Annotated in this window: 8 protein-coding genes and 4 tRNA genes; 5 read left to right on the forward strand and 7 right to left on the reverse strand. The window is 74.5% G+C overall.

All coding sequences use genetic code 11. The features are described from left to right. Positions 1 to 94 precede the first annotated feature (94 nt). The 4 genes from ACIP60_RS33130 to ACIP60_RS33145 form a co-directional block, all read right to left on the reverse strand. Positions 95 to 168 (reverse strand) — tRNA-Phe (locus tag ACIP60_RS33130). A gap of 27 nt (positions 169 to 195) precedes the next feature. After that, positions 196 to 269, reverse strand: a tRNA-Asp gene (locus ACIP60_RS33135). Between the two features lie 42 nt (positions 270 to 311). Further along, a tRNA-Glu gene (locus tag ACIP60_RS33140) sits at positions 312 to 384 on the reverse strand. Positions 385 to 534: 150 nt separating this feature from the next. Beyond that, a complete protein-coding gene (locus ACIP60_RS33145) occupies positions 535 to 876 on the reverse strand; it encodes a metallopeptidase family protein (RefSeq protein WP_100838566.1) in 342 nt (113 codons plus the stop codon). A 1,034-nt stretch (positions 877 to 1,910) separates the two neighbouring features. On the opposite strand from ACIP60_RS33145, the gene ACIP60_RS33150 reads away from it, so the two are divergent. Together ACIP60_RS33150 and ACIP60_RS33155 are read left to right on the forward strand one after the other, a co-directional pair. Then, a complete protein-coding gene (locus tag ACIP60_RS33150; RefSeq protein ID WP_400691772.1) occupies positions 1,911 to 4,268 on the forward strand; it encodes a DEAD/DEAH box helicase in 2,358 nt (785 codons plus the stop codon). Between the two features lie 132 nt (positions 4,269 to 4,400). Further along, positions 4,401 to 5,222 (forward strand): TIGR02452 family protein, encoded by an 822-nt coding sequence (locus tag ACIP60_RS33155; protein WP_400691775.1) that lies wholly within the window; start codon positions 4,401 to 4,403, stop codon positions 5,220 to 5,222. 64 nt (positions 5,223 to 5,286) lie between these two features. Here ACIP60_RS33155 and ACIP60_RS33160 read toward each other — a convergent pair whose 3' ends face one another. From ACIP60_RS33160 to ACIP60_RS33170, 3 genes are all read right to left on the reverse strand, one after another. Continuing rightward, positions 5,287 to 5,586: a hypothetical protein gene (locus ACIP60_RS33160; protein ID WP_400691778.1), complete on the reverse strand. Its 300-nt coding sequence runs from the start codon at positions 5,584 to 5,586 to the stop codon at positions 5,287 to 5,289. Positions 5,587 to 5,865: 279 nt separating this feature from the next. After that, on the reverse strand, positions 5,866 to 6,564 hold the full coding sequence (locus ACIP60_RS33165) for a tyrosine-protein phosphatase (RefSeq protein ID WP_400691781.1): 699 nt from the start codon (positions 6,562 to 6,564) through the stop codon (positions 5,866 to 5,868). A 180-nt stretch (positions 6,565 to 6,744) separates the two neighbouring features. Then, positions 6,745 to 7,491 carry an SDR family oxidoreductase gene (locus tag ACIP60_RS33170; protein ID WP_400691801.1) on the reverse strand — a complete coding sequence of 249 codons (747 nt, stop codon included), beginning with the start codon at positions 7,489 to 7,491 and terminating at the stop codon, positions 6,745 to 6,747. Between the two features lie 147 nt (positions 7,492 to 7,638). On the opposite strand from ACIP60_RS33170, the gene ACIP60_RS33175 reads away from it, so the two are divergent. The 3 genes from ACIP60_RS33175 to ACIP60_RS33185 all read left to right on the forward strand — a co-directional run bounded on the left by ACIP60_RS33175 (position 7,639) and on the right by ACIP60_RS33185 (position 9,317). Next, entirely contained in the window at positions 7,639 to 8,253 is a 615-nt protein-coding gene (locus tag ACIP60_RS33175; RefSeq protein ID WP_400691784.1) for a transglutaminase family protein, read from the forward strand. 219 nt (positions 8,254 to 8,472) lie between these two features. Further along, complete coding sequence (locus ACIP60_RS33180; RefSeq protein WP_400691786.1) at positions 8,473 to 9,198, forward strand: DNA polymerase beta superfamily protein; 726 nt, start codon at positions 8,473 to 8,475, stop codon at positions 9,196 to 9,198. 43 nt (positions 9,199 to 9,241) lie between these two features. Next, positions 9,242 to 9,317: transfer RNA gene (locus ACIP60_RS33185), tRNA-Lys, on the forward strand. Positions 9,318 to 9,535: the final 218 nt, after the last annotated feature.

A 9,535-nucleotide genomic window follows, 5' to 3' on the forward strand; every position in this document is an offset into this window, starting at 1 on the left:
TCTCCGCATCCCGATCCGGAGCGGAGGGGATCGGACGGTCCGGACAACGCGAGAGGCCCCGGAGCCTGTGCTCCGGGGCCTCTCGTTCGAACTGTGGCCAGGGCCGGGGTCGAACCGGCGACCTTCCGCTTTTCAGGCGGACGCTCGTACCAACTGAGCTACCTGGCCGTACTGCACCGCCTCTTGCGAGACGAGCGATCCCGACGGGACTTGAACCCGCGACCTCCACCTTGACAGGGTGGCGAGCTAACCAACTGCTCCACGGGACCTCGTGCGGATTGCTCCGCACAGGACCTTACTACGGTACTGCGTACCCCCAACGGGATTCGAACCCGTGCTACCGCCTTGAAAGGGCGGCGTCCTGGGCCACTAGACGATGAGGGCTTGCGGCCCTTCCGGCCGGATCATCCGGCGTTCGGGGACGTCGAGAAGCATATGGGATGCCGGGCGGGAACGCCAAAACGGTTTCCGGTGGTCGGCGCGGCGGGGCGGGGTGGCGGACGCCGGGTGGGCGAGGGGAGGGCCGGGGGGAGGTCAGGACCAGCCGAGTTCGTGGAGTTCGTCGTCGTCGAAGCCGAAGTGGTGGGCGACCTCGTGGATCACGGTGGTGCGGATCTCGTCGACGGCCTGTTCGCGGGTGTCGCAGTGGCGGAGGGTGGGGCCCCGGTAGACCATGATCCGGTCGGGGAGGACGCCGGCGTACCACTCGCCGCGTTCGGTGAGGGGGATGCCCTCGTAGAGGCCGAGCAGGTCGGGGGTCGCGGGGTCGGGTTCGTCCTCGACGAAGACCGCGACGTTGTCCATCATCGCGGCCAGCTGCGACGGAATCTGGTCCAGCGCGTCGGACACCAGTGCCTCGAACTCGTCCCGGGTCATCTCCACGCGTCCCATTGTCGGAGCTCCGCTGACGGCGCGCCAGGTCATCCGGGGGACGGCGGCGTGTTCGGCGCGCGAGGAGCGGGGGAGCGGGGCGGGGGAGGAAGGGGCGCGTGGGGGGCGTGGGACGGGAGTGGGAGCCGGTGGGGTGGTACCCGTGTCCAGGCGGGGCGGACGCGCGTTGGGCACCGGGAACGGTGGCGGCCCCTGGCGGGTCGTGCGGGAGGTGGCTCGATGGTGGTGGGTTGGCCGGTGCGCCGGCGGCGGACGGCGGCGGGTTCGGTGGCGGCGGCGCTGGCCGTGCTCGGGCTGGGCGGGTGCATGGCGGTGGGCGCGGACGCCCCGGGCGGGAGGACGGAGGTGAAGCCGTCCGGGACGGGGGCGCCGGCGAGTGCCCGGCCGGGCGGCGGGCAGGGCGCGCGGCAGACCGTCCAGCACGGGGAGCACGGCGGGGCGTTGAGCCTTGACGGCGCGTCACCGGGCGCGTCGTCGGCCGCGGGAGCCCCGGTGCCGGGGTCCACGCCGCCGCCGGTGTCGCAGGGCGTGCCGGGTGCGCCCGTGCAGGTGCCGGCGGCGTCGGCGAGCGGCGCGGCCCCGTCCGGGACGGCGAGCGCGCCGGTCTCGGCCCCGCCCAGCCCGCCCGTCGGCGGTGGCGGCAGCGGTGGCGGCGGGACGGGCGGCTCGCCGAGCCCGCAGGGCAGCCCGTCGGCGCCCGCGCACTCGGCCGGGCCGTCGGCGACGCCCAGTGGCGCGGGATCGGAGGGGCCGAGCGAGTCGCCCTCGGCGCACTGAGCGGGCGGGGGAAGCCGGGAGGGCCGATCGGGCCTTCGTTCGAGGTGCTGACCAGGGGATTTGCCTCTGATCCCCAGGTTCCCCTATGGTGGTAGATCGTTCGTTTGATCCTATTTGGCTGGCGCTCCTCATACACCTTTGAGCGCCCTTGGCGCGTTCCGGCGATCCGTGGCTGACCGCATAGAGGCGGTTTTTCAACAGACCCCCGGACTTTGGCGCGTGCCACTTCCGGAAGGTTTTGCATGTCTCTCGTTGACGACGCCCGCTTCGCCATGCCCGCGAACGGGTCCGACGCCGACTCCCTCGACACCGACACCGACACGCTGGACGCGGAGCTCGCCGAGCTGACCGACGTCGACAGCGACCTCGACGCGGACACCGACGCCGCGGACGACACCGACGCCGGCACCACCGCGGACGCCGACGCGGACACCGATGACGACGCCGAGCCCACCATCACCTTCGGCGACCTCGGTCTGCACGACGACGTGGTCCGGGCCCTCGCCAAGCGCGGCGTCACCACCCCGTTCCCGATCCAGGCCGCGACCATCCCGGACGCGCTGGCCGGCAAGGACGTGCTGGGCCGCGGCCGCACCGGCTCCGGCAAGACCCTGAGCTTCGGCCTCCCGCTGCTGACCCGCCTCGCCGACGGCGAGCGCACCAAGGCGAAGCACCCGCGCGGCCTGATCCTGGTCCCGACCCGCGAGCTGGCCATGCAGGTCGCCGACGCGCTGGAGCCGTTCGGCTCGGTGCTCGGCCTGCGCCTCAAGGTGGTCTGCGGCGGCACCTCGATGTCGAACCAGATCTACGCGCTGGAGCGCGGCGTCGACGTCCTGGTGGCCACCCCCGGCCGCCTGCGCGACCTGATCAACCGCGGCTCCGCCAAGATGGACGAGGTCGAGATCGCCGTCCTGGACGAGGCCGACCAGATGGCCGACATGGGCTTCCTGCCCGAGGTCACCGAGATCCTCGACCTGGTGCCGGCCGGCGGCCAGCGCCTGCTGTTCTCCGCCACCCTGGAGAACGAGATCGACAGCCTGGTCAAGCGCTACCTGAAGAACCCGGTCACCCACGAGGTCGACCCGTCGGCCGGCGCCGTGACCACCATGACCCACCACATCCTGGTCGTGAAGCCCAAGGACAAGGCGCCGATCACCAACGCGATCGCCGCCCGCAAGGGCCGCACCATCATCTTCGTCCGCACCCAGATGGGCGCGGACCGGGTCGCCCAGCAGCTGATGGAGGCCGGGGTGAAGGCCGACGCGCTGCACGGCGGCATGACCCAGGGCGCCCGTACCCGGGTCCTCGGCGACTTCAAGGACGGCTACCTCAACGTGGTCGTCGCCACCGACGTCGCCGCCCGCGGCATCCACGTCGACGGCATCGACCTGGTGCTGAACGTCGACCCGGCCGGCGACCACAAGGACTACCTGCACCGCTCCGGCCGCACCGCCCGGGCCGGCCGCTCCGGCATCGTCGTCACCCTGGTGCTGCCGCACCAGCGCCGCGGCGTGTTCCGGCTGATGGAGGACGCGGGCGTGGACGCCTCGCGCCACATCCTCGACCACGCCTTCGACGCCGAGGTGGCCCGGATCACCGGCGCCCGCTCGCTGGTCGAGGTCCAGGCCGAGAGCGCCTCCGGCATCGCCGGTGCCGCCGAGCGCGAGGTCGCCGAGCTCACCCGTGAGCTGGAGCGCGCCCAGCGCCGCGCGACCGAGCTGCGCGAGGAGGCCGACCGGCTGTCCGCCCGGGCCGCCCGCGAGCGGGCCGAGCTGGGCATCGAGGACGAGGAGCCGGCCGTCGAGGCCGACACCGAGGCCCCCGTCGCGGCGGTCGCCGCCGCCGAGGCCGAGCCGGTGACCGAGGAGCGCGCCCCGTCCTACCGCGACGCCCGCAGCAGCGAGCGCCCGGCGTACAACAACCGGGACCGCGGCGAGCGCGGTGACCGTGAGCGCGGCGGGTTCAACCGTGACGACCGCGGTGACCGTGGCGGCCGTTCGTTCGGCGACCGTGAGCGCGGTGGCTTCAACCGTGACGACCGCGGCGGCCGTTCGTTCGGTGACCGTGAGCGTGGCGGGTTCAACCGTGACGACCGCGGTGACCGTGGCGGCCGTTCCTTCGGTGACCGTGAGCGTGGCGGGTTCAACCGTGACGACCGCGGTGACCGTGGCGGCCGTTCGTTCGGCGACCGTGAGCGCGGTGGCTTCAACCGCGATGACCGCGGCGGCCGTTCGTTCGGTGACCGTGAGCGTGGCGGGTTCAACCGTGACGACCGCGGTGACCGTGGCGGCCGTTCCTTCGGTGACCGCGAGCGCGGTGGCTTCAACCGTGACGACCGCGGTGCCCGTTCGTTCGGCGACCGTCCGGCGCGTCCGTTCGGCGACCGGGACCGTGGCCAGGCCGGTGGCGGCAGCCGTCCGTTCGTGCGGCGTGACGACCACCGCACCGGTGGCCGTCCGCAGGGTGGCGGCTTCAACCGCGACGACCGCGGTGGCCGTCCGTTCGGCGACCGGGACCGCGGCGAGCGCGGCGGCTTCAACCGCGACGACCGCGGCGGCTTCAACGGTGGCGGCGACCGCAAGCCGCGCTGGAAGAACTGACGCGCCGCAGGCCGGCTGATCCGGGCCCGTTCCACTTCGGTGGGGCGGGCCCGTCCGCGTTCCCGGGGGGTGTGGCCGGGCAGGAGCGAAAATCGCTGGTGGGGACGGGAGTTGGGGATTAGCGTGCCCGGTGTGAGCAGCAGGCAGCGGGCGGTGGCCACGCAGAACGAGGAGATCGCGGACCGGGGCGAGTACCGGAGCCCGGCCGGCGCGGTGGTGCGGATCGCCGCGGAGCTGGCCGAGGCCCGGGCCGGGACGGTGTCGTACCCGGCGGACGCGGAGTTCGGGCCCGGCCCGGGGCCCGTCCGCGTTCCCGGCGCGGTGGTCGAGGTGACCGGCGAGGGCAGCATGCAGGCGGCCCGGCGGCTGGTCGCGGACGGCGGGCGGAGCGTCGCGGTGCTGAACTTCGCGTCCGCGCGCAACCCCGGCGGCGGCTACCTGCGCGGGGCGAAGGCCCAGGAGGAGGACGTCTGCCGCTCCTCGCTGCTGTACCGCTGCCTGCTGGAGGCCCCCGACTACTACGAGGCGCACCGGGCCTCCACCGACCTGCGCTACAGCCACCGGGTGATCTGGTCGCCGGGCGTGCCGGTGATCCGGGACGACCGCGGCGAACTGCTGGAGCGCACCCACCGGGTCGGCTTCCTCACCTCGCCCGCGCCCAACGCGGGCCAGCTGGCGCTGCGTTCGCCCGGCCGTCCGCTCGGCCTCGGCCCGCTGCTGGCCGAACGGGCCGGACGGGTGCTGGCCGCCGCCGCCCGGCACGGCGTCCGCGAACTGGTGCTGGGCGCCTGGGGCTGCGGGGTGTTCCGCAACGACCCGGCGGAGGTGGCGGACGCCTTCGGGCGGGCCCTGGACGAGTGGGGCGCGGCCTTCGACCGGGTGGTGTTCGCGGTCTGGGACCGCAGCGTTCCCTCCGCGAACCGGACGGCGTTCGAGGAACGCTTCGGCCGCTGAGGGATGCCGCCGGTGGGCGGTGCCGTCGTCGGGCGGTGCTGTCGTCGGGCGGTGCCGCCGGACCTCAGTCGCCGGTGGCCAGCGCGGAGGCCGCGGCCACCACGCCCGTCACCGCCAGGACGGCCGGCCAGGCGCCGATCTTCTTCGCCAGCGGGTGCGAGCCGCCGAACGCGGCCAGGTACAGCGTGGTCAGCCCCGCCGCGGCCGGCACCCCCGAACGCCGCCCCCAGCGGACCGCGGCCGTCGCCCCGGCCGCCGCCAGCACGGCACCGCCCCACTCCCGGCGCCCACTGAACCGGGCGGTCGCGTACCCGCCGACCAGCCCGGTGGCGGCGACGGCGGCGGTGGCGGGGAAACGTGCCATGGGACGGGCTCCTTCACGACTTCGGGACTTCGGGACTTCACGTCTTCGGGACTTCGGGACTTCGGGACTTCGTGCCACCACGCCCGTCCGACGACGGGCGGGGCGGGCCGGGCGCGCCGGTGGACGCACCGGTGGACGTGCGGGTGGACGTGCGGGTGGGCGCACCGCCCACGGTAACGCTCCTAACGAGCCGCCCCCCGCCCGGGGAACGGCGGCCGGAGCAGCCGGGTGGCGGCGCTTGGTGCGCGGGCGTGCGGTGCGCGGGCGTGCGGTGGGCCGTCAGGACGGTCCCAGGGTGCGGAGGGTGGCGAGGTCGGCGTCGGTGGCGCCGTGGTCGCGGAGGTAGGCGGCGAGGGAGCCGTGGCGGGTGGTGGCGTGGGTGAGGGCGGCGTGCAGGTGGGCGGCTTCGACGGGGCGGGAGAGCCGTTCGACCCCGGCGGCGTCGAGGTAGGGGACGGGGCCGAGGTCGAGGCCGAGGCCGGCGTTGGAGCGGAGGAAGTCGGTGGTGACGGCGTCGAGCGGGAGGCCGGCCAGGGTCTGCAGGACGGCGACGGTCAGGCCGGTGCGGTCCTTGCCGACGGCGCAGTGGACCAGCAGCGGGGCGCCGGTGGCCAGCGCGCGGACGGCGGCGGCGACGGCGATGCCGCCGGTCTCGGCCATGAACGGGTAGAGCGCGGACTGGTCCTCGGGCCACGCCCGGTCGGTGGTGGCCGGGTCGGGCAGCATCGGCAGGTGGAGGTAGGTGGCGCCGTCGGGCAGCCGGTCCGGGTACAGGGCGACCTCGGCGGCGCTGCGCAGGTCCAGGACGGTGCGGATGCCGAGTTCGGTGAGGCGCCGCAGGCCCTCGTCGGTGAGGTGGTGGAGGGTGGCCGAGCGGTAGAGCAGCCCGGGGCGGTAGACGCCGGACCCGGCGTCGCGGAGGTTGGGGACGTCGGGGATGTCGAGGAAGGGCGCGGCGGCGATCTCGGTCTCGGTCATGCGTTCCACCGTAGGGGCAGGGGCGGACGCCGGGTCGGGGCGTTCACCGAACCGGTACCGGGAGCCGTGGAGCCGGAACCGCGCGTCCGGTGGCGGGAGTTGTGGGAGTGGTAGGAGTCGCGGGAGCCCGGCGGTCGGCGGTCGGCGGTCGGTGGTCGGTGGTGGGCGGTGGTGTGGCGGTCAGCGGCCGCCGGCGGCGTCCAGGAAGGCGCCGGTGATGTACGAGGCGGCGGGGGAGAGCAGGTACAGGATCGCTTCGGCGATCTCCTCGGGCTGCCCGCCGCGCCCCATCGGGAGGTTCGGGCCGACCCGGTCGACCCGGCCGGGTTCGCCGCCGAGGGCGTGGATGCCGGTGTGGATCAGGCCGGGGCGGACGGCGTTGACCCGGATGCCCTCGGCCGCGACCTCCAGCGCCAGGCCGGTGGTCATCGAGTCCAGCGCGCCCTTGGACGCCGCGTAGTCGACGTACTCGTTCGGCGAGCCGAGCCGGGACGCCGCCGAGCCGACGTTGACGATCGCCCCGCCCCGGCCGCCGTACCGGGTGGACATCCGGCGCACCGCGGCCGCCGCGCACAGGAACGGGCCGGTGATGTTGGCCGCCCAGATCCGGTTCAGCCGGTCCTCGTCGAGCTCGTCCAGCCGGCACTGCCGCTCCAGCGTGCCGGCGTTGTTCACCAGCGCGGTGAGGGTGCCGAGTTCGCGGTCGACGGTGTCGAACAGCTCGGTCACCCCGGCGGTGTGCGAGACGTCCGCGCGGACGGCGAGCGCGGTGCCGCCCGCGGCCCGGATCCGCTCCACCACGGCCTCCGCCGAGCCCTGGTCGCTGCGGTAGTTGACGCACACCCGGTAGCCGCGTCCGGCGGCGAGCAGCGCGGTGGCCGCCCCGATGCCGCGACCGCCGCCGGTGACCACCAGCACCTCGTCCAGCACCTCGTCCTGCGCCATGCCGACCGCGCCTCCGTCCTTCGTCCCGCGTCCCGCGTCCTTCGTTCACGACAGGTGTCGCCGCCGACGCTATCCCATCGGGTGAAACCCCTTTGCGGGCCGTGCGGTCGGGCGCCGAGCATCGCTGCCATGGACCTCTCCGTCTCCCCCCACGGCCCGCTGCGGGCCGAACGGCCGGACCCGGCCGCGTACCTCGCCGCCGACCGGGTCGTCGACCACGACCACCCCGCGATCGTCCGGCTCGCCGCCGAACTGCGGCGGGCGGACCCGGTGCGGACGGCCGAGGCGGTGTTCGGGTACGTCCGCGACCGGATCGACCACTCGGCGGACGTCGGCCACTGGTCGGCCGCCTACCGGGCCTCCGACGTGCTCGCCGCGGGCAACGCGATCTGCCACGGCAAGTCGCACCTGCTGGCCGCGCTGCTGCGCGCCAACGGCATCCCGGCCGGTCTGTGCTACCAGAAGCTGGAAGTGCTGCACGGGCTCAACGGCGTACTGCTGCCCGGCAGTTCGTGGTGGGTCCGGCTGGACGGCCGGGGCAACCGGAACGGCGCGGACGGGTACTTCGCCACCACCCCCGCCGAGGAGCGCCCCGCCTGGCCCAGCGACCCGGCGCTCGGCGAGCACCACTACACCACCGTCCACGCGACCCCGCCGCCCGCCCTGCTGGAGGGCCTGCGCCGGGGCGTGCCGGGGTCGGTCGGCTACGGCCACCTGCCGCTCGAACTACCGGACGGGGACTGAGGGTTCGTCCCGCGCCCTCCTTCCCCTCGGGCCGAGCGGCGAGTCGGCCGGTCGGTCTGTGCGCCGGGTTCTGTCTCCCCGCGCGATCGCCCCGGCGGAAATCGTTGGCCGGGGCCGGGCGGCGCGGGCGAGACTGGGGGTCGGACCGGGCCGCACCCGCCCGTACCCACTTCCGCCCGTACCCACTTCCGTCCGCGACCGCCGGGGAGGCGTCCGCCCGTGAACGTCCTGCTCTCCGGCATCGTCGGCTCCACCGCGTACGGCCTGGCGCACGCCGGGTCCGACCTCGACCGGCTCGGCCTGTTCGCCGCGCCCACCACCGCCTTCCACGGCCTGCACCGGCCCGCCGAGTCGCACGTCACCACCCGGCCCGACCGCACCCTGCACGAGGCCGCCAAGTGGTGCCGCCTGGCCCTCAACGGCAACCCGACGGCCACCGAACTCGTCTGGCTGCCGGAGGAGTTGTACGAGGTGCGGACGCCGCTCGGCGAGGAGCTGATCGGCCTGCGGACGTCCTTCCTCTCCGGCCCGGCGGTCCGCGGCGCCTACCTGGGCTACGCCGACCAGCAGTTCCGCAAGCTCACCGCCCGCGACCGCACCGACCCGGCCGGCCGGGCCCGGGCCGCCAAGCACGCCCGGCACCTGGTCCGGCTGGTCCGCCAGGGCGTCACCCTGCACGAGACCGGCCACCTGGAGATCCGGCTTCCCGACCCCGAACGGGTCCGCGCCCTCGGCGAGCGCTACGCCGACCGCCCCGAGGAGGCCACCACCCTCCTCGCCGACGCCGCCGCCCGCTTCGACCGCCCCGGCGTGCTCCCCGCCGCCCCCGACGAACGCCCCGTCGAAGCCTGGCTCCACCGCGTCCGCGCCGCCCACCTCCCCCCACCCCCGCCCGCACGACCCGCCCGGCAATCCGCTGGCCCTCCCCCACCGAGCACCAGGTAGGATCACCCCGGCAGGCGCTGTCCCCCGGGTCCACGCCTGCCGCGGGCCGCTAGCTCAATTGGCAGAGCTGCGGACTTTTAATCCGTAGGTTCAGGGTTCGAACCCCTGGCGGCCCACCACAGTCCCGGCCAGGTCAGACACCGTCTGACCTGGCCTTATTCGTTTCCAGGGTGCTTGAGGGTTCAGTCGGACGGCCCGGGATGATGCCCAGAATGACCCGATTTCGGGCCGGGGCGGGGATAACTGATCATTTCAAAATGAGTTCGGCCTGGGGGCTTGGCAGTTGAGGCGTTGAGGCAGCAGAGTGTTGCACGTGTCGGATGATCTTGTGCCGGAT

The organism is Kitasatospora sp. NPDC088783 (assembly GCF_044750705.1).
Taxonomy (GTDB): Bacteria; Actinomycetota; Actinomycetes; order Streptomycetales; family Streptomycetaceae; genus Kitasatospora; species Kitasatospora fiedleri.

Coding starts and splice junctions, on each gene's coding strand:
- ACIP60_RS33145 (WP_100838566.1), bottom strand. CDS start 876: ATGACCCGGGACGAGTTCGAGGCACTGGTGTCCGACGCGCTGGACCAG.
- ACIP60_RS33150 (WP_400691772.1), top strand. CDS start 1,911: ATGTCTCTCGTTGACGACGCCCGCTTCGCCATGCCCGCGAACGGGTCC.
- ACIP60_RS33160 (WP_400691778.1), bottom strand. CDS start 5,586: ATGGCACGTTTCCCCGCCACCGCCGCCGTCGCCGCCACCGGGCTGGTC.
- ACIP60_RS33165 (WP_400691781.1), bottom strand. CDS start 6,564: ATGACCGAGACCGAGATCGCCGCCGCGCCCTTCCTCGACATCCCCGAC.
- ACIP60_RS33175 (WP_400691784.1), top strand. CDS start 7,639: ATGGACCTCTCCGTCTCCCCCCACGGCCCGCTGCGGGCCGAACGGCCG.